This is a genomic window from Sinomicrobium oceani, assembly GCF_900119185.1.
GTDB lineage: Bacteria > Bacteroidota > Bacteroidia > Flavobacteriales > Flavobacteriaceae > Sinomicrobium > Sinomicrobium oceani.
In genome coordinates this window covers 15,540-34,437 of record NZ_FPJE01000023.1, presented here as the reverse complement: position 1 = coordinate 34,437, position 18,898 = coordinate 15,540, and the positions used below count along the sequence as shown (strand labels likewise).

Sequence of the window (18,898 nt, the reverse complement as noted above, 5' to 3'; positions counted from 1 at the left end):
AGCGATGGGTTTTGAAGCAGATCGGAAAGTGTGGAAGTCGGTTAAAAAGGAAACAATGCGTTGAGGTTTTTACACATTTCACTAAGTGGTCAGGTGTAAAAACCTCAATCGTATAAACAGGCCGGGTCGGGAGGCTAAAGAAAATATATATTCGCATTATAGCCGTAATTTGCCAAAAAAATTGTTAATTTCAGGCGAAATTTCAAACAATAAGTAAATGAAGGCCAGAGTTCTTTTTGTAATGTTATTGGCATCCGTATGGGGATTACATGCACAGCGTGGGGTGCGAATCGCATATATAGACATGGAATATATCCTGAATAATGTACAGGAGTATAAAGACGCCAGTTCGCAGCTTAATGCCAGGGTAGACAAATGGAAAATGGAGGTGGAAGAGAAAAAAAATGCCATCGCCAAAATGAAGCAGGAACTGGAAGCGGAAAAGGTTTTACTGACCAAGGAGCTGATCGAAGAGCGTGAAGAAGAAATACAGCTGGCAGAAGAGGAGATGTTGCAATATCAGCAGGCGAGATTTGGCCCCGAGGGAGATATGATTAGACAAAAGCGTCTTCTGGTGAAACCCGTACAGGACAGAGTGTTTAATGCCGTGCAGGAGATCGCCACGCGGAGGGCTTATGATTTTGTTTTTGACAGGTCGGCCGATGTCGTTATGTTATATTCCAATAAAAAACACGATATTAGCGACCAGATTTTAAAGAGTATAGACCGGACCCGTAAGACCGAAGAACGAAATTCCGGGAATGCTAAAAACAGGTTTGAGGAAGCCGGCAGGGAAGTAGATCCGGAAAGACAGGCTCAGAAGGAGCGGATAGAAGAAGAGCGTGACGAAAGAGCTCAGGCCATAGAAGAAAAACGGCAGGAGAGAATACGCCAGCGGGAAGAACGCAAACGCGAATTCGAAGAACGCAGACAGCAGATATTAGAAGAACGGGAAGCCTACAGGAAGGCAAAAGAAGAAGAGCGGCAAAAGAAAAAAGAAGAAAGAGAGCAGCATAACGAAGAAGAAAACAACAATAACAATTAACACTTAAACATTTATTATTTTTGAAATTATGAAACAATTAAGAACGTTAGCCATTGCTTTTGTATTAGCTGTAGGAGCCGTAAGTTTTGCGGGTGCACAGAGCAAAGTTGCGCACATCAACGTGCAGCAATTAGTGGAAGACATGCCGGAGATGAAAGCGGCTAGGGCAGAATTGGAAAAACTGGAAAAACAATATTCTGCCGATTTGCAGAGCTCCGGTCAGGAATTGCAAAATAAAATAAAACTATACGAGAGCGAAGCAGCCGGTAAAAGTGAGGATGAGAACAGAAAGAGAGCTGAAGAAGTACAGGGAATGCAGAGTAACATTATGCAGGCCCGGCAGACTGCAGAGCAGGAACTTCAAAAGAAGCAGATGGAGCTGATCCAGCCTATCCTTGAAAAAGCGCAGAAAGCAATTCAGAAAGTAGGTAGGGCTCAGGGATTCCAGTATGTCCTTGATTCTTCTCCGAATTCGGGAATTTTGCTTGCGGACGGAAAAGATCTGCTTGCAGATGTTAAAAAAGAACTTGGATTTTAATCCCACATTAAAGTGTTGATAAAAACCCGGAGCGATCGCTCCGGGTTTTTTATTTGTTGATTTTAAAAGGATGTGCCGAAGTTTTGCCGCCTTAATGACCAAATATCCTTTTGTTGTTTTTTATGAGTTCCGACAGGCCCGCAGGGTCTTCAGTCTTTATTTTTTGCTGTAACCTGTCCAGGTGACGGGAGTGATGGGCATCGGTTCCTACGAGATCAAACATGCCGCTTTTGAGTAATTTTCCGGCGGTTTGATGAACTTCTTTTCCGTAATACGAGGTCAGGGAGAGTAAGTTGAGTTGCAATAAGCAGCCTGCTTTTTTCAGTTTGTGGTACATGTCGAAGTTCTCGTGATAAAACAAGTAGCGTTCCGGATGGGCCAGGACAGGGGTGTAGCCGGCTACCTGAAGGTCGAAAAGGATATCAAAAAGTGATATCGGGGGATTGATGTAAGACATTTCCACCAGTACATATTTGTCCCGAAGACAGAGGATGTCTTCTTGTTTTATCAGTTCACGAAAAGACTCATCCATGAGGTATTCTGCGGCAGCCCGGAAAGTCATGTCCCCGATCTTCTGTGAATTCAGGACTTCATCCTGCTTTTGTAATATACTTTCGGAAGTATTGGGCCAGACTCCCTGTATAATATGGGGTGTGGTGATGATATGGCGAATGCCGAGTTCTTTAAAAACAGCGAGCATCCTCCCGGTATCTTCCATAGTCCCGGCACCGTCATCGATACCCGGTAGCAGGTGCGAGTGTATATCTACATGATCTCCCTCAAACAGGTCCTTGAGGAAAACCGCTTTCTTCCTGTTAAAAATAAGCAAAATAAACAATATTTACATTTGACAATACGAAATAAAGTAAGCGGCGGTTACCCTGGTTCCGGTGTACCCGGGGATAACCTTGTTAGACTTTTTTCATGAATACTAACTTTGTGGGGTAGTCTTTATTGTTTTTGGTGTTTGCCGGCTCGTGTCTTCCGGCTTCCGGAACAGTAAGGGACCGGAGAGGTATAAGACATTGGGAGCCAAACGAGCTGGCGGGGGTATGGAAGGTTTGTTGTTGTGTACGTATTTTCATTGGGGACATCCGGTTATTACGCTGTAAATATACGAAAAAAACATCAGCAATAAGGCTTCCCGTAAGGGTCACCAGCTGCCGCTGGCACCACCGCCGCCGCCCATGCCGCCGCCGAATCCACCACCGAATCCGCCACCGCCACCACCGAATCCACCGCCGGAAGATCCGCCGCCAAATCCGCCTCGGCCAAGACTGCTCAGGATGATCATGTCCAGAAGATCCGGGCCCCGGAACCGCTTTCCTCCGCCTTTACCGCCTCCTCGGGAATTATTGGAAAGAATGATAATAATGATAAAAAATATAAGGATCAGAAAAAAAATGCCGTTTGCCGGAAAGCCGTTCTGTCCTTTTCGCTGTCGGGGATCGCCCTTGTATTCTCCCGACAGGATCTGGAAGATAGCGTCCGTTCCGCGATCCAGTCCGCCGTAATAATCCCCCTGTATAAAGCGGGGCTTCATGATGTTTTCTATAATCCTTTTCGACAAGGCATCGGTAAGGAGGTGTTCTATGCCGTATCCGGTCTGAATACTGATGGTACGGTCGTTCTCCGCCAGGAGGATGAGTATCCCGTTATCTTTACCCTGCTGTCCTATTCCCCATTTGGTGAGCCACTGGGCGCCGAGATAGTTGATGTTTTCGCCCTTCGTCGAAGGAATGGTAATTAGCACAATTTGTGTAGAGGTGCTGTCCGAATATCGGATAAGCTTTTGTTCCAGTGTTTTCTTTTGAGTTTCCGAAAAAAGCCCGGTATTGTCATAAACACTGGTTTGTACCGTCGGTTTTTCCGGAATTTTAAATTGGGCGTTTGCCCATTGGGAAAAACAGATAAAAAGAAAGGTCAGGTATACGGGGAATATGATTTTGATCTTTTGCATGGCACTCTCGGGGTTGCGACGTTAATGTTACGGGTTCAGGCTCCCTTTGGAAATTTCATCGGGAAGTTCGTTAATATCGTCTGTCTGCCATGGAAAGTGTTGTTTGAGTTGTTTTCCGGCCATTAAAATACCGTCTACCAGTCCCTGTTTAAAATTGCCGTTCCTGAAGTGTCCTGCAATGACTTCTTTGGTTGTGTCCCAGAAGTTCTCCGGGACCAGGGTGTTGATGCCTCTATCTCCGTATATGACAAATTTATGATCTTCCACGGCAACATAAATCAGTACGCCATTTCCCAGTTTGGTGTTGTCCATTTTGAGTTGGTGGAAAACTTCTATAGCTCTTTCATAAGGAGGAGTTCCGGATGTTTTTTCGATATGTACCCGAACCTCTCCCGATGTGTCCAGCTCCGCTTCGCGAATGGCATTGACGACTTCTTCCTCTTCTTTTGCTGACAAAAAATCTTCTACGTTGGGCATAGTGCTGTAGTTTTACAGATTTTTTCCGGCTATTGCAATAATAGCCGGAAAAACAAATAAACCTGTTTTAAAAATTAAATTCTACATCCGGAGCCTTTTCTGCTCCCGGATCAGCTTTGTATCTTGCCATCTCTTCAAAACCGAACCATCCTGCCAGGATCTTGTTCGGGAAGGTCTTGATGTGTTGATTGTATTTGTTAACGGCCGCATTGTAACGGTCGCGTGCAACGTTGATCCGGTTTTCTGTTCCCTCCAGTTGCGATTGCAGCTCGAGGAAATTCTGGTTGGCCTTAAGCTCGGGATACCGCTCTACGGAGACCAGTAATCTGGACAGGGCAGAGGATAATCCGGTTTGTGCCTGCTGGAATTCGGCCATCTTTTCCGGCGAGAGGTTATTTGCGTCGATGGTGGTCGAAGTAGCCTTGGCACGGGCCTCGATGACATCGGTGAGAGTGTTCCTTTCGAAATCTGCGGCTCCCTGTACGGTTTTCACCAGGTTCCCTATTAGATCGTTTCTGCGTTGATAGGCACTTTCGACATTGGACCATGTGGTCTTTGCATCTTCCTGGGCCCGTACGGCGTTATTGTTGAAACCTACCGCCCAGCGATACAGGCCAAAAGCGATAACTGCCAGTATAATTACCGGAATTAACCATTTTTTCATAATAAATGATATTTGAAATTGAAGATTATAATTGATCCTTGATTTTTAAAAGAACCGTTTTTATGTTTTCTAATTTACGAATAATCTCAAAATTAGAAAGCGTTTTTTGCTTTTCTTCTTTCAGATGGGTTTTGGCACCTTCCAGTGTAAAACCACGTTCTTTTACGAGGTAGTAAATGAGTTGCAGGTTTTTGATGTCTTCGGGGGTGAATTTGCGATTTCCCTTGGCATTCTTTTTGGGTTTCAGCACGTCAAACTCCTTCTCCCAAAAGCGTATCAATGAAGTGTTGACCTGGAAAGCCCGGGCTACCTCTCCTATACTGTAATAGCGTTTTTCAGGAAGTTGTATGTGCATGGTGCTAAAGCAAATTATATACTAAATATACGTTTGTTTTTTTAATAACCGTTAATCGAGCGACTGGTTTTCCTGTGAAGCCACATGCAGCAGCTCTTCGTATTCCGCAGGAGTTAAGCTTCCGTAATAGAAATTGAGCGGGTTGATCCGCTGTCCGTCTTTAAAAACCTCGTAGTGGAGGTGTGGAGCTTCCGACCGTCCCGTACTTCCCACATAGCCGATGAGATCTCCCCGTTTTACTTTTTGTCCTTTTCTTACATTGTACTTGCTGAGGTGGGCATAAAGACTTTCATAACCGAAACCGTGTTCTATACGAATGTGATTTCCGTATCCGGCAGCCCTGTTGTCCGACCTTTTAACCACTCCGTCCCCGGTAGCGTATACGGGCGTCCCCCTCGATGCAGAGAAATCCATGCCCCAGTGCATTTTTCTGGCTTTGGTAAAAGGGTCTGTCCGCCATCCGTAACCCGAAGCCATCCGTTTCAGGTCTTTGTTGTTTACCGGTTGTATGGCCGGGATCGTAGCCAACAGTTTTTCCTTGTTTTCGGCCAGTTTTGTAATTTCATCGAGAGATTTGGATTGTACCACAAGTTGCTTTTGTAGTATTTCAAGTCTTCTCGTTGTATTTTTTATAATTTTCGAATTGTCAAATCCTTCCAGTGTCTGGTATCGGTTTACTCCGCCGAACCCGGCCTTTCTTTGTTCTTCCGGGATAGGGCTGGCCTCGAAATACAGCCGATATATATTATTGTCCCGCTCTTCTATATTTCCGAGTACCTTCTCCATTTGCTCCATCTTTTTGTTCAGGATCTCAAACTGAAGTTCGTATTGTTTAAGTTCTCTCGTGGTGGACAATTCTTTTGGAGTGTTGACCAGTCCGGTATTGAGTAAGGTAAAAAGGCCTATCATGCCAAACAGGAACGCTGCCAGGAGGAAAACGAGGAAGTTTCGTATTTTCTTACCCTTTTTTACTTCTATTTTCCGGTACGAAAGTGTCTCCTGATCGTAATAATATTTTACCTTCGACATAAATTAAAATATTCTATTTTTGCCCCGTGTAAATAGGTTTATATGCCGGTAAAGCCCTTTTTGCTCAACGCGATATACCTACGTAACGAACAAAGATAAAAATTGTTTTCGAGTTACCGCAATTTTTAGAAAAGGTTAAGATTTCCGTAGAGGAAGAAACCGTTTCAGAACTGGTGAAGCGATATTTTCTTTTAACTTTACGGCCTGTTAACAAACCGGCAAACAGCATCTAAAAGAACATGATGACATCACAAGAAATAAGAAAGCGTTTTTTATCGTTTTTTGAAGAAAAGCAACATTCCATCGTACCTTCGGCTCCCATGGTTATCAAGGACGACCCGACCCTGATGTTTACCAATGCGGGGATGAATCAGTTCAAGGAGTATTTCCTCGGGAACAAAAAACCGGTGGCTGTCCGGGTAACTGATTCTCAAAAGTGCCTTCGGGTAAGCGGAAAGCACAATGACCTGGAGGAAGTAGGTAAAGACACCTATCACCATACCATGTTTGAAATGCTGGGTAACTGGAGTTTCGGGGATTATTTTAAAAAAGAAGCTATTGCCTGGGCGTGGGAACTCCTGACCGAAGAATTCGGGATAGACAAAGACCGGCTTTATGTTACCTTTTTCGAAGGAGCGTCCGATGACGGCCTTGCGGAAGACGGTGAAGCCCGTAAACTATGGAAGGAAATCGTGCCGGAAGACCGGATCATTCCGGGAAGCAAAAAAGATAACTTCTGGGAAATGGGAGACCAGGGGCCTTGCGGGCCATGCTCCGAAATCCATATCGACATACGCTCAGCGGAAGAACGCAGTAGAATTTCCGGAAGAGAACTGGTAAACAAAGACCACCCGCAGGTTGTGGAGATCTGGAATCTCGTCTTTATGGAATTTAACCGTAAAGCAGACGGTTCTCTTGAAAAGCTGCCGGCAAGGCATGTGGATACCGGGATGGGCTTTGAAAGACTATGTATGGTTTTGCAGGGCGTACAGAGTAATTACGATACCGATGTGTTCACTCCGTTGATCCGCGAGATCGAAGCCATTACCAATGTTCCTTATGGGAAAGAAGAGAAAACAGATATAGCGGTGAGGGTCATCGCCGATCATGTCAGGGCTGTGGCGTTTGCCATTGCAGACGGGCAGTTACCCAGCAACACAGGTGCAGGCTATGTGATCCGGAGGATACTGAGGCGGGCCATCCGGTATGGTTTTACCTTTCTGGGCACCAAAGAACCTTTTATATACAAACTCGTCGATACCCTGAGCAATCAGATGCATCAGGCATTCCCCGAAATACGATCCCAGAAAAACCTGGTGGTCAATGTCATCAGGGAAGAAGAACAATCCTTTCTGAAGACGCTCGATCAGGGGCTGGTATTGCTCGATACGATTATGGTTTCCGCCAGGGACAATCATATATCCGGGGCCAAAGCCTTCGAACTCTACGATACCTATGGCTTCCCTATAGATCTTACAGCACTTATCCTGGGAGAAAAAGGATACAGCCTGGATACGGAAGGTTTCGAAAAGGAACTTCAGAAACAGAAAGAACGGTCACGTGCCGCAACATCGGTTACTACCGGCGACTGGGTCGTGCTGGCCGAAGACGATGAAGAAGAATTCGTGGGGTATGATATACTCGATACCCAGGTGAAAATTACCCGTTACCGCGCCGTAAAAAGCAAAAAAGACGGTGAGATGTACCAGGTAGTCTTTAACCTGACCCCGTTCTATCCCGAAGGTGGCGGACAGGTAGGTGACAAAGGATATATAGAAGCATCCAACGGCGATGTTGTATATATCGTAGATACGAAAAAGGAAAATAACCTCATTATCCACCTTACCAGGAACCTGCCGCGAGACCCCGAAGCGACATTCCGGGCGGTGGTCGATAACAATCAGCGCAGAAGAACATCCGCAAACCATACCGCAACACACCTTTTGCACCAGGCACTCCGAAAAGTGCTGGGTGAGCATGTGGAGCAAAAAGGTTCCATGGTACATAACGATCACCTGCGGTTCGACTTTTCTCACTTCAGTAAAGTGAGCCCGGAAGAATTACAGGCCGTGGAAGATTTTGTAAATGCCAGGATCAGGGAGCAGCTTCCGCTCGAAGAAAAACGCAATGTACCTTTTCAACAGGCTATCGACGAAGGGGCGATGGCACTTTTCGGTGAAAAGTACGGAGATACCGTCCGGGCGATTCGCTTCGGTAAAAGTATGGAGTTATGCGGAGGAACACATGTAGGGAATACCGCTGATATATGGCATTTTATTATTACCGGCGAAAGTGCCGTGGCCTCCGGTATCCGCCGTATCGAAGCGATAACGCTTGATGCTGCCAAAGACTATTTTACCTCCCAGGCCGATACGTTCAGGACGGTAAAAAATATGCTTAAAAATGCAAGCGATCCCATAAAGGCTATCTCTACCTTACAGGAGGAGAACAGCACGCTCAGAAAACAGGTGGAAAGCCTGCTGAAGGACAAAGCCAAAAATCTCAAGGGGGAGCTCCGTAATCAACTGGAAGAAATGAACGGAGTACGTTTTCTGGCTACACGAATAGACCTCGATGCTGCCGCAGTTAAAGACCTGGCGTTTGATCTGGGACGGGAATACCAGGACCTGTTTATCGTGTTTGCAGCCGAACAGGAAGGTAAGGCATTGCTAACCTGTTATATTTCCAAAGAACTTGCCGAAGCAAGATCGCTCCATGCCGGACAGGTGGTCCGCGAACTCGGAAAACTCATTCAGGGTGGTGGCGGTGGCCAGGCCTTTTTTGCAACGGCCGGAGGAAAAAATCCGGGCGGTATCCCGCAGGCACTGGAAAAAGCCAGAGATTTTTTGAAATAACCTTTCGCAAAGTCACAGGATTTTGAAGTTTCAGACACAAATACCCATGAAGCCCGGCAACAATCTTCTGGATTACAATTCCGGAATCGTGTTGCTGGGTTCCTGTTTTGTAGAACACATGGGAGAGAAACTACGTTATTTCAAATTCCGGGAGTTACAGAATCCTTTCGGGATATTGTTTCATCCCGCCGCCATAGCCAATCTCACAGAAAGGATAAAAACCGGGCAGGGCTACACCGAAGGCGATATTTTTCAGCATAACGGACGCTGGCATTGCTTTGATACCCATTCCGACAGGAGCGGGAACACTCCCGGGGAAGTCGTAACGGGAATTAATAAAACCATAGCCAATACCTCAGACTATCTCCGCACCGCAACACATGTGATCATAACCTTAGGAACGGCATGGGGATACCGGCTTAATGAAACCGGAATCCTGGTAGCCAACTGTCATAAGGTGCCGCAAAGCCGGTTTTCTAAAGAACTGGCCTCCGTAACGGCTATAGAGGAAGATATCATCCGCATCCGGGAAAACCTCCGTGCTGTCAATCCCGGTATACATCTTATTTTTACCATTTCTCCCGTCAGGCACCTGAAAGACGGTTTTGTCGAAAATCAGCGTAGCAAAGCGCACCTCATTACGGCGCTGCATAGCGTTCTGGAAGAAGACACCTATTTTCCTTCGTACGAGATTGTGATGGATGAACTCCGGGATTACCGGTTTTATGCGGAAGATATGATACATCCCGGTAAGACCGCTATCGATTATATCTGGGAAAAATTCACTCAAAACCACATTTCCCCGGAAGCTGTTCCGGTAATGAAAGAAGTGGATGCCATCAGGAAAGGACGTTCTCACAGACCTTTTGCTCCCGACTCCGAACAACATCTCCGCTTTCTGGACCAACTGCAACGCCGCATCGAAGCCCTCAGGAAAAAAGTGCCGCATATCAGTTTCTGAGTGAAATAACCTCACCATCACCTGTGCCGGAATGAGCAACTTACTTTTTGCAGCCCACTATACCGCTGCAGAATGACCACGTTTCTTACAGTTTGTTCATTATAGTAAGCTTTTGCTTATGTTTATGTTTCATTTGGAATAAAATCGATGTTTATGATGTTTTTTGTGTAACTGTTTTGGTGTAATTGGTTTTTAAAATGAAAGTTAAAACTAATATTTGCATTGTAATTAGAAACTAAAAACAAAGTGTTATGTGTGGAATATTAGCGATAATCAACGGAACGTATACACAAGAAGGTACAAGTATTGAGAGAAAACCTGCATTGGATACCGTGTTGATCAAAGAGATGTCGAAAAGAATGGGGCACAGAGGTCCCGATGAAAGTGATCTGCACCTTACCGAGAACGGACATATATTGAGCCATGAAAGGCTTTCTATTATAGATCTTCATACCGGAAAACAGCCTATCCAGGGAACAGACAGTGCATGGATGGTACATAACGGTGAAATATACAACCACAAAGCGTTAAGAGAAAACGAACTGAAAGATCATACCTTCAGAACAACTTCCGATTCGGAAGTGATCGTTCACCTTTACGAAGAGTTTGGTTATGATTTTTGCAACAAACTGGATGGTGTTTTTGCCTTTGTAGTGATTGACGGGGACGATTTTATAGCAGGAAGAGACCCGATCGGGGTTAAACCTTTGTATTACGGAGCAGATGCCGAAGGAAGAATGTATTTTTCTTCCGAAATGAAAGTCATCGCCGACCAGTGTGTGGAATTCTCCACATTTCCTCCCGGACATTTTTACACGCCGAAAACCGGTTTTGTCCGCTATTTCACCCCGGAATGGTTCGATTATGAGACAGCAACCGAAGACCTGGATCTCGATAAACTGAGAGAAAGCCTGATCGCAGCGACCAAAAAACGTCTGATGAGTGATGTGCCGCTTGGGGTTTTGCTCTCCGGCGGGCTGGATTCTTCCCTGACTTCCTCCATAGCCTGCAGGTTGCTGGAAGGAACAGGACAAAAGCTACATTCCTTTTCCATAGGACTTGATGCCGATGCTCCCGATCTTATAGCTGCACGTAAGGTAGCGGAATATCTCGGTACGGAGCATCACGAAATATACTTTACCATAGAAGACGGAATAGAGATTCTGGAAAAACTGGTATGGCACCTGGAAACGTATGACGTTACTTCCATCAGAGCGTCCACTCCGATGTATTTTATGAGTAAGGCGATTACCGATATAGGCGTAAAAGTGGTCTTGAGCGGAGAAGGTGCCGATGAGATCTTTGGAGGATACCTTTATTTCAGAAACGCTCCGTCTGCCCAGGATTTTCAGAAAGAAACCATAGACAGGGTACAAAAACTCTCGACGGCAGATTGCCTGCGTGCGGACAAAAGTACCATGGCACACGGACTGGAGGCACGTGTTCCCTTCCTGGACAAATCGTTCCTGCAGACGGCTATGGAGATCATGCCCGAATTCAAGCAGCCCAAAACATACGATGGTGTAGAGAAATACATTCTAAGAAAAGCTTTTGACACTCCCGAACGTCCATTCCTTCCGGATGAAGTACTGTGGAGACAGAAGGAACAGTTTTCTGACGGCGTAGGATATAACTGGATCGATACCCTGATAGCGCATTGCGCCGCACAGGTAACCGACGAACAACTGGCTACGGCAGCAGAAAAGTATCCGGTAAATACCCCGGCCACCAAGGAAGCTTTCTTCTATCGTGAAATTTTCCACAAACATTTCCCTCAGGACAGTGCGGCCAGAACGGTAAAAAGATGGATACCGAAATGGCAGGAAAACACCGACCCCAGTGGTCGTGCGAACTCGGCACACGTAAAGGCAGATACGACTATTGCCGTAGAGAAAGCCAAAGCTGCCATCTGAAAGTAAAGAACCAGCCAGCTATATAGAGTTGCCCGGAACCTTTGTTGGACTTCCGGGCAATTTTTTATATGGTCAAATGATTACGAATCTTTGTAGAGCAGATATTTTTGACGTGTTTTGGCAAATCTCTCCAGGCCTTCCCGCCAGCTTTCCCTGATCTCGTCTTCTGTTACCCCTGCTTCGATCTGTTGCCGGAGTTGAGGTGTCCCTGCCAGTTTTACAAAGAAATCGGTGAAAAATGCCTCCTTTTTAGTCGTATTGCGGTAAGCACCGATAAGCCATCTGAGCTCAATCCGATGTAGCCTTTCCGTGCCCGAGAGATCTTCTCCGTGACAAACCTTTCCTTTGTTTTTTGGGTCTTTGGATCCTGCATTGGGTTGGGGTGTATATGTATAGGGATATTTTTCCGCCGGAAGATACGGAGAACCGTACACCTGAAACTGTTTGTCCGTGCCACGGCCTTCATTGACATTAGTGCCTTCGAAAAAGCAGGTGCTCGGATACAGGTTGATGGACTGGGCGTTCGGAAGGTTGGGAGAGGGCCTTACCGGCAAATCATAAGGCATGTCCTTGGTGTAACCGGTGCATGTAATTACCGCTACAGGACATTGTATTCCGTTGGCCAGCCATTTCTCCCCGTTGATCATCAATGCATACTCTCCTATGGTCATACCGTGAGCTACGGGTATGGGATGCATCCCGATAAAGCTTTTGTATTTCGGGTTGAGGACAGGCCCGTCCGTAAAGTGACCGTTCGGGTTAGGGCGGTCGAGAATCACAATAGATTTTCCCGCCTCGGCACAGGCTTCCATAACGTAATGCAGCGTGGAAATGTAAGTATAAAAACGTACACCTACGTCCTGCAGGTCAAAAAGAAGGATGTCAATATCTTTCAATTGTTCCGGTTTGGGCTTCTTGTTGTTGCCGTAAATGGACAGCACGGGGAGTCCCGTTTTCGGATCTTTCCCGTCTTTTACGGTGCCCCCGGCTTCTACATTGCCGCGGAATCCGTGCTCCGGGGCAAAAACTTTACGGATGTCGACCCCCCGGCTCAATAAACTGTCTACAAGATGAACATACGCTTTTTTATCTTCGTCTTTAAAGATAATACTCGAGGGGTTGGCAACGATTCCTACCCGTTTCCCCCGGAGCAGGGGAAGGTATTCGGCGGTCCGGTCGGCCCCTGTGTTTATCGTAGCTATGGCAGGGATAACAGGCTCTTTTGCAGTTTCCGGGGTTTCCGTGTTCCTGGAGGAAGCCTGCTGTCCGCAGCTGGTAAGAAAGAAAATGAAAAGCAACACCTTGAAGTTCATAAGTGCTGGCCTTACATGCCTTCCGACTCCATTTCCGGACAATATGGCAAAAACATGGCGCATACCCTTTTGCAGAATTTCGGAAAAGAACCGTAATAAAAATGTATTTTTGGGGTTTGTAAAACAAAAAGGCCCGTTGAATTTAGAGTTTTTCATAGCGAAACGCATCATTAAGTCCAAAGATTATAAAAGTAGTGTATCGGCACCAATAATAAAAATTGCAATTGCCGCCATTGCTATCGGACTTGTAATGATGTTGGTGGCCATTGCCACAGGAGTCGGGCTACAGCATAAGATCCGCGAGAAAATAGCAGCTTTCAACGGACATATCCGCATTTATAACTACGACAATAACGAGTCGGAAGTCTCAGTATATCCGGTGTCATTGGATCAGGATTTTTATCCCGAATTCCAAAACGTCGATGGTGTTACGCACATACAGGCCGTAGCCACAAAAGCCGGGATTATCAGGCTCGAAGATACTTTTGAAGGCATTATAGCCAAAGGCGTAGGGAAAGATTACGACTGGACATATTTCGGAGAATACCTGGTAAAAGGACGTCTGCCCGATTATACCGGTAAGCTGAATAATGAGGTACTGATATCCCGCTACCTGGCGGACAGGCTCCACCTCGATACGGACGATACCTTCTATACCTTTTTTCTTAAAGATGATGAAAGTACCGTGCCCAACCAGCGGATATTTAAAATCACCGGTATTTACGATAGCGGTTTCCAGGAGTTCGATGCAAAATTCGTTCTTACCGATATACGGCATATACAGCGCATGAATGGCTGGAGTGCGGATGAGGTCGGGAACTTTGAAGTATTCATTTCCGATTTTGACGCTATCGAAGAAAAGGGTAACGAGATCTACGGGAAGACCCTTTCTACACTCGACTCCGAGACGATACTCGAAGAATACCCTTCGATTTTTGACTGGCTCGGCCTTTTCGATTTTAACATTGCGATCATTATAGGCATTCTCATTATCGTGGGAGGGTTCAATATGATCACGGCTCTGCTCGTCCTGATCCTCGAAAGAACCCGGATGATCGGTATTCTTAAAGCCCTTGGAAGTAACGACTGGATGATCCGGAAAATATTTTTATACAATGCGGCCTACCTGATTGCCATCGGGTTATTCTGGGGGAATCTCCTGGGACTTGGGCTGTTGTTGCTGCAAAAGTACTCCGGGATTGTCGCTCTCGATCCGGAGACTTATTACGTTACCGAGGTCCCGGTGTATATAGCTCCGCTATATCTGATATTGCTCAACCTCGGGACGCTGCTGCTCTGTCTGGCAATGCTGCTTATTCCTTCGTATATCATTACCAGAATTGTTCCGGCTAAGGCCATGCGCTTTGATTGAGACCGGATGGTGAAATGGGTAAACAAAAAAACTTTTATTTTCGCGAAGTCTCCTTTCAGGCCAGGTTTTTTGCATGATGCCTGAAACCTGCTGTGCGAAAAGGATGTATGGAACGGTAGGTCGATTAAAATTGTTAAATTTACTGCATACGAACTCAAAACAAACCGAAATGTCCTTAAAAACCGTTTTTAAAAACGCGATGGCAGCTGCTGTAATTCTGAGTGCCGGGAGCCTCTCCGCACAACATCTGACCAGACAGGAAAAGAAGATCGTAAAAACAATTTCCGCGAATTTTAAAGACCAGGTCCGTTTTACGGAAGAGGTGGTTAATATAAACAGCGGGACCATGAATCACGAAGGTGTCCGTAAAGTAGGGCAGGTTTTTGATGATGCGTTTAAAAATATAGGTTTTGATACCCGGTGGGTGAATATGCCGCGGGAAATGGACCGCGCCGGTCATCTTTTTGCGGAAACCTCAGGTAAAAAAGGAAAAAAGGTATTGCTTATCGGGCATATCGATACGGTTTTTGAAGAAGATAGTCCTTTTCAGAAGATGGAGAAGGTCAATGACAGTATTTCCCACGGTCCCGGAGCCAACGATATGAAGGGAGGCGATGCCATTATATTATATGCCTTAAAAGCATTGCGCGAAAACGGATTTTTAAAAGACAGACAGGTCATCGTAGCGCTTATGGGAGACGAAGAATTTACGGGAAAACCGCTATCGGTAAGCCGGAAAGATTTGATAGAAGCGGCAAAACGTAGCGATGTGGCACTGGGTTTCGAACCCTCCGGAGGTTTCGGTGAAGCTACGATGGCCCGGAGAGGATCTTCCGGATGGAAGGTGGAAGTTACCGGAAAACAGGCGCACTCCGCAGATATCTTCAGTAAAGAAGTAGGAGCCGGAGCCATTTTCGAATTGTCGCGTATTATCAATGCTTTTTACAACGAGGTGCGAGGTGACCGTTACCTGACTTTTAATCCGGGAGCTATACTGGGAGGTACGGAGGTGAGCTATGATGAAGCCAGAAGTAAAGGGGAGGCCTTCGGAAAATCTAACGTGGTGGCCAGGAAAGCGGTTGTCGATGGAGGACTCCGGTTTATATCCGAAGAACAGAAGGAAAAAGCACGCGTCCGGATGCGTGAAATCGTGAGTCAGAACCTGCCGCAAACCAGTGCCGGGATTACATTTATCGACAGTTACCCTGCAATGGAACCTACAGAAGGGAACAAAGCGTTGCTGGAGAAACTCAGTAAAGTGAGCACGGACCTCGGACTTGGCCCGGTGGAAGCTGTGGACCCTCTCGAAAAAGGAGCGGCCGACGTTTCTTTTGTAGCTGCATATGTCGATTGCCTGGATAGCCTCGGTGCTATGGGAGAAGGAGCCCATTCCCCCCAGGAAACCATCAATTACAATACCCTTGAGGCATTGACACAGCGTGCGGCATTGCTGATATACCGTTTGCTGAATGAGTAAGGCATAACACGGGGGGATGTGTGTAATGTTTTTTCTACAAAAAAAGAAAGGTCAGGCTTGCGGCGTTATAGATTATATCTTAACTTTAAGGAGAAATCACCACGGGGTATCTGCTACAGGAATAGCAAATGAGAGGGTAACATTGTCTTTGTGCGGGAGAAAGTATGCGTTCTGGATTATTAGTCGTATGTCCCGACGAACAACAACTACCCATGCCCTTACAGTCTTATTTTCAGTGTTTTCTCAGCTCCGGAGCCTTACATTTATATTTTGCGTGTATCCTCATCCTCGGGGGCATATCTCTGACAAACGCTCAGGCAGACAATCCTATAGACGATTATTCCGAATATAAACGTGGATTTCAGTTCAAAGCCCTGGTGGTTGGGCGGTATGTGGTTTCTCTCGATGACGATATCAATACCGCGGGGATGCATTTTTCCGATCCGGAGGTCAATGTCGTGACCAATTCCTTTGAAATGCAGTATGTCAGGATGCAGACCAACTTTAATATCAACGATAAAATAAGTGCTTCTATCCTGGTCAACCTGGCCGAGTTTAAAAACGATCCGACATCCAAAGTCCTGGAAAATGCTTTTGTGAAATATGCACACAATCCCTATCTTAATATACAGTTAGGACAGTTCCGTCCTTATTTTGGTATAGAAGACCTGCATCCTTTTCAACTGAACAATTCTTATACCTGGTCCAATCAGTATACCCTGTTCGGGAGCAACGGGTGGCAGAGTTTCCAGATAGGAGCTGCTGTTTATGGTTCGCTGATGGAAAAGAATATCCCGTTTTATTATTACCTGACTATCTATAACGGGAACAACCGGAACCAGCCATGGGATAATGACAATTCTAAAAATTACACCCTGCGTTTGGAATACAATGTAATTCCCCAGCTTTCGCTGGGGATCAACGGGGGATTGGCCCGGTTAGACGGACAGCAGGGCAATGCATATGGAGCTGATGCCAGGTTGCGGTACGACCTTACAGATGCCTGGGACTTTGATATGAATGTGGAGTATAAAAACGGAACAAATTTCAACGATTACCGCAGTACGACATTGGAAAATCCCGCTCTGGGAGATTTCCGCATGCACGGCATATATGCCCTGTCCCGTTTACGTTACAAAATCAATAAACCGCGGATCAGGGCTCTTGAATTCAGTTTCAGACATGAATATCTCGATAGCAATACGCTGATTATGGACAACTCGAGATACGCCTACATTCCCATGGCAAGTGTTATCTTTTCGGGAGTGTATGCCGCTAAGTTTTCTCTGGTGGGCGTTATCAATCATTTCGACCGGAATATTCCCGATACCAGGACTTACGATAATAACCAGATCATTGCACAGTTCCAGGTCGCTTTTTAATTGTTATATTATGAAAACAGAATTGAATTACAAGATGCTGGCCCTTTCTTCGGCAGTGGGGATCATACTCTGGTTTATTCCCGTACCGGAAGGATTAAAAGAAAATGCGTGGCACCTCTTCGGTATTTTCGTCTTTGTCATTATGGGAATTATTACCAAGGCTGCTCCTATGGGGACCATGGCCATGCTGGGGATTGCACTGAGTGCGTTTTCCACCGTTCTGGCTCCGGAAGATTCGGTCAATCCGGCAAAAGACAGTATTGTCAATGCACTGAGCGGGTTCGGGAATTCCATTATATGGCTTATCGGAATGGCCTTTTTTATAGCCAGGGGATTCATAAAAACCGGTCTGGGGGCGAGGATAGCCTATTTCTTTGTACAGAAGTTCGGTCGCAGTACCCTCGGACTCGCTTACGGACTCAATCTGGCCGATCTTCTGCTCGCTCCGGCAGTGCCGAGCAATACCGCGAGATCAGGTGGTATTATCTATCCGATCATGAAATCCGTAGCCATGAGCCTGGGATCCGATGCTGCCAAACCTGAAACGAACAAAAAGGCCGGAACATTTCTGACACTGAGTACATATAATGCCAACCTTATTACCTCGACGATGTTTCTTACCGGGACGGCAAGTAATCCCATGGCACAGAAATTTGCTGCTGATCTGGGTATCAGTATCTCCTGGGGGAGCTGGGCTGTTGCTGCACTGGTTCCCGGTCTGCTTTGCCTTATGGTAATGCCCTATGTGTTGTATAAGGTGAGTCCTCCCGATCTCAAAAATACCGGCGATGCCCCGGAGCTGGCCAGGCAAAAACTCCGTGAAATGGGGAAGATGAAACCAGAGGAATGGATTATGATCGTTGCGTTTCTCATTTTACTTTTTTTATGGATTTTCGGTGAAACCGTACATATCGATGCTACAACTACCGCACTGTTAGGATTGTGCTTCCTGCTTCTGACCAGGGTACTGACCTGGGAAGATGTAAAAAGCGAAAAAGGAGCCTGGGATACCGTAGTATGGTTTTCTTCCCTGGTTATGATGGCGAGCTTTCTGGCAAAGCTGGGTTTTATTCCATGGCTTTCCGAAAATATTAAGGATTCGATTTCGGGAATGTCCTGGTACTATGCCTTTCCCATTATCATCCTCATTTATTATTACCTGCACTATATGTTTGCCAGTGCTACGGCACACGTTGCAGCATTGTACTACGCCATGCTTTCCGTTGGGGTAGCCGTTGGGGTTCCGCCCGATATGCTTGCTCTTTTTCTCGGATTCTGCGGCGGTATTTTCGGGACACTGACCCATTACGGACACGGGCCCGCTCCCATTCTTTACGGAAGCGGTTATGTAACCGTCAACCAATGGTGGAAAGACGGCTTTTTGTTAAGCATGGTTTACCTGTTCATATTTTTTATTATAGGTGGAGCCTGGTGGAAAGTGCTCGGACTGTGGTAGCATACGATTTTAACATTTTTTTTGTGCTTATGCTGTAACAAATCCGGCGTTATAGCGTCAAATGATTGTAAAGTACTATGAATTGCTGTATTTTTTACATA

16 protein-coding genes are annotated in these 18,898 nt (G+C 46.0%); 9 read left to right on the top strand and 7 right to left on the bottom strand.

Annotation, left to right across the window (positions count from 1 at the left end; genetic code table 11):
• The first annotated feature begins 217 nt into the window (after positions 1-217).
• Both BT112_RS17150 and BT112_RS17145 read left to right on the top strand, forming a co-directional pair.
• On the top strand, positions 218-1,045 hold the full coding sequence (locus BT112_RS17150; protein ID WP_072318665.1) for an OmpH/Skp family outer membrane protein: 828 nt from the start codon (positions 218-220) through the stop codon (positions 1,043-1,045).
• A 28-nt stretch (positions 1,046-1,073) separates the two neighbouring features.
• Complete coding sequence (locus BT112_RS17145) at positions 1,074-1,583, top strand: OmpH/Skp family outer membrane protein (RefSeq protein ID WP_072318663.1); 510 nt, start codon at positions 1,074-1,076, stop codon at positions 1,581-1,583.
• A gap of 91 nt (positions 1,584-1,674) precedes the next feature.
• Here BT112_RS17145 and BT112_RS17140 read toward each other — a convergent pair whose 3' ends face one another.
• The 6 genes from BT112_RS17140 to BT112_RS17115 all read right to left on the bottom strand — a co-directional run bounded on the left by BT112_RS17140 (position 1,675) and on the right by BT112_RS17115 (position 6,068).
• A complete protein-coding gene (locus BT112_RS17140; RefSeq protein WP_072318662.1) occupies positions 1,675-2,412 on the bottom strand; it encodes a tyrosine-protein phosphatase in 738 nt (245 codons plus the stop codon).
• A 324-nt stretch (positions 2,413-2,736) separates the two neighbouring features.
• Complete coding sequence (locus BT112_RS17135; RefSeq protein ID WP_072318660.1) at positions 2,737-3,543, bottom strand: TPM domain-containing protein; 807 nt, start codon at positions 3,541-3,543, stop codon at positions 2,737-2,739.
• Between the two features lie 27 nt (positions 3,544-3,570).
• A complete protein-coding gene (locus tag BT112_RS17130; protein ID WP_072318658.1) occupies positions 3,571-4,020 on the bottom strand; it encodes a TPM domain-containing protein in 450 nt (149 codons plus the stop codon).
• Between the two features lie 67 nt (positions 4,021-4,087).
• On the bottom strand, positions 4,088-4,684 hold the full coding sequence (locus BT112_RS17125; protein WP_072318656.1) for a LemA family protein: 597 nt from the start codon (positions 4,682-4,684) through the stop codon (positions 4,088-4,090).
• A gap of 25 nt (positions 4,685-4,709) precedes the next feature.
• Complete coding sequence (locus BT112_RS17120) at positions 4,710-5,039, bottom strand: MerR family transcriptional regulator (protein WP_072318655.1); 330 nt, start codon at positions 5,037-5,039, stop codon at positions 4,710-4,712.
• 51 nt (positions 5,040-5,090) lie between these two features.
• The gene (locus BT112_RS17115; RefSeq protein ID WP_072318653.1) at positions 5,091-6,068 is read right to left on the bottom strand and encodes a M23 family metallopeptidase; all 978 of its coding nucleotides are present in this window, start codon (positions 6,066-6,068) and stop codon (positions 5,091-5,093) included.
• 242 nt (positions 6,069-6,310) lie between these two features.
• Between BT112_RS17115 and alaS the strand changes: the two genes are divergently transcribed.
• The 3 genes from alaS (at position 6,311) to asnB (ending at position 11,797) form a co-directional block, all read left to right on the top strand.
• Positions 6,311-8,923 carry an alanine--tRNA ligase gene (gene alaS / locus BT112_RS17110; protein WP_072318651.1) on the top strand — a complete coding sequence of 871 codons (2,613 nt, stop codon included), beginning with the start codon at positions 6,311-6,313 and terminating at the stop codon, positions 8,921-8,923.
• Between the two features lie 22 nt (positions 8,924-8,945).
• Positions 8,946-9,884, top strand: a complete 939-nt coding sequence (locus BT112_RS17105) for a GSCFA domain-containing protein (protein WP_072318650.1) — start codon at positions 8,946-8,948, stop codon at positions 9,882-9,884.
• A 251-nt stretch (positions 9,885-10,135) separates the two neighbouring features.
• Positions 10,136-11,797, top strand: coding sequence for an asparagine synthase B (gene asnB / locus BT112_RS17100; protein ID WP_072318648.1), 1,662 nt, complete (start codon positions 10,136-10,138; stop codon positions 11,795-11,797).
• Between the two features lie 80 nt (positions 11,798-11,877).
• On the opposite strand, the gene BT112_RS17095 is transcribed toward asnB, so the two are convergent.
• Complete coding sequence (locus BT112_RS17095; RefSeq protein WP_083564979.1) at positions 11,878-13,173, bottom strand: exo-beta-N-acetylmuramidase NamZ family protein; 1,296 nt, start codon at positions 13,171-13,173, stop codon at positions 11,878-11,880.
• A 73-nt stretch (positions 13,174-13,246) separates the two neighbouring features.
• Here BT112_RS17095 and BT112_RS17090 point away from each other — a divergent pair, with 73 nt between their 5' ends.
• From BT112_RS17090 to BT112_RS17075, 4 genes are all read left to right on the top strand, one after another.
• Positions 13,247-14,482: an ABC transporter permease gene (locus BT112_RS17090; RefSeq protein ID WP_072318646.1), complete on the top strand. Its 1,236-nt coding sequence runs from the start codon at positions 13,247-13,249 to the stop codon at positions 14,480-14,482.
• 169 nt (positions 14,483-14,651) lie between these two features.
• The gene (locus BT112_RS17085; protein ID WP_072318645.1) at positions 14,652-15,959 is read left to right on the top strand and encodes a M20/M25/M40 family metallo-hydrolase; all 1,308 of its coding nucleotides are present in this window, start codon (positions 14,652-14,654) and stop codon (positions 15,957-15,959) included.
• A 164-nt stretch (positions 15,960-16,123) separates the two neighbouring features.
• Positions 16,124-17,341 (top strand): porin family protein, encoded by a 1,218-nt coding sequence (locus tag BT112_RS17080; protein ID WP_139276290.1) that lies wholly within the window; start codon positions 16,124-16,126, stop codon positions 17,339-17,341.
• 10 nt (positions 17,342-17,351) lie between these two features.
• On the top strand, positions 17,352-18,797 hold the full coding sequence (locus BT112_RS17075; RefSeq protein ID WP_072318718.1) for an anion permease: 1,446 nt from the start codon (positions 17,352-17,354) through the stop codon (positions 18,795-18,797).
• Positions 18,798-18,898: the final 101 nt, after the last annotated feature.

Coding starts and splice junctions, on each gene's coding strand:
- BT112_RS17150 (WP_072318665.1), top strand. CDS start 218: ATGAAGGCCAGAGTTCTTTTTGTAATGTTATTGGCATCCGTATGGGGA.
- BT112_RS17145 (WP_072318663.1), top strand. CDS start 1,074: ATGAAACAATTAAGAACGTTAGCCATTGCTTTTGTATTAGCTGTAGGA.
- BT112_RS17135 (WP_072318660.1), bottom strand. CDS start 3,543: ATGCAAAAGATCAAAATCATATTCCCCGTATACCTGACCTTTCTTTTT.
- BT112_RS17130 (WP_072318658.1), bottom strand. CDS start 4,020: ATGCCCAACGTAGAAGATTTTTTGTCAGCAAAAGAAGAGGAAGAAGTC.
- BT112_RS17125 (WP_072318656.1), bottom strand. CDS start 4,684: ATGAAAAAATGGTTAATTCCGGTAATTATACTGGCAGTTATCGCTTTT.
- BT112_RS17120 (WP_072318655.1), bottom strand. CDS start 5,039: ATGCACATACAACTTCCTGAAAAACGCTATTACAGTATAGGAGAGGTA.
- BT112_RS17115 (WP_072318653.1), bottom strand. CDS start 6,068: ATGTCGAAGGTAAAATATTATTACGATCAGGAGACACTTTCGTACCGG.
- alaS (WP_072318651.1), top strand. CDS start 6,311: ATGACATCACAAGAAATAAGAAAGCGTTTTTTATCGTTTTTTGAAGAA.
- asnB (WP_072318648.1), top strand. CDS start 10,136: ATGTGTGGAATATTAGCGATAATCAACGGAACGTATACACAAGAAGGT.
- BT112_RS17095 (WP_083564979.1), bottom strand. CDS start 13,173: ATGCGCCATGTTTTTGCCATATTGTCCGGAAATGGAGTCGGAAGGCAT.
- BT112_RS17085 (WP_072318645.1), top strand. CDS start 14,652: ATGTCCTTAAAAACCGTTTTTAAAAACGCGATGGCAGCTGCTGTAATT.
- BT112_RS17080 (WP_139276290.1), top strand. CDS start 16,124: ATGCGTTCTGGATTATTAGTCGTATGTCCCGACGAACAACAACTACCC.
- BT112_RS17075 (WP_072318718.1), top strand. CDS start 17,352: ATGAAAACAGAATTGAATTACAAGATGCTGGCCCTTTCTTCGGCAGTG.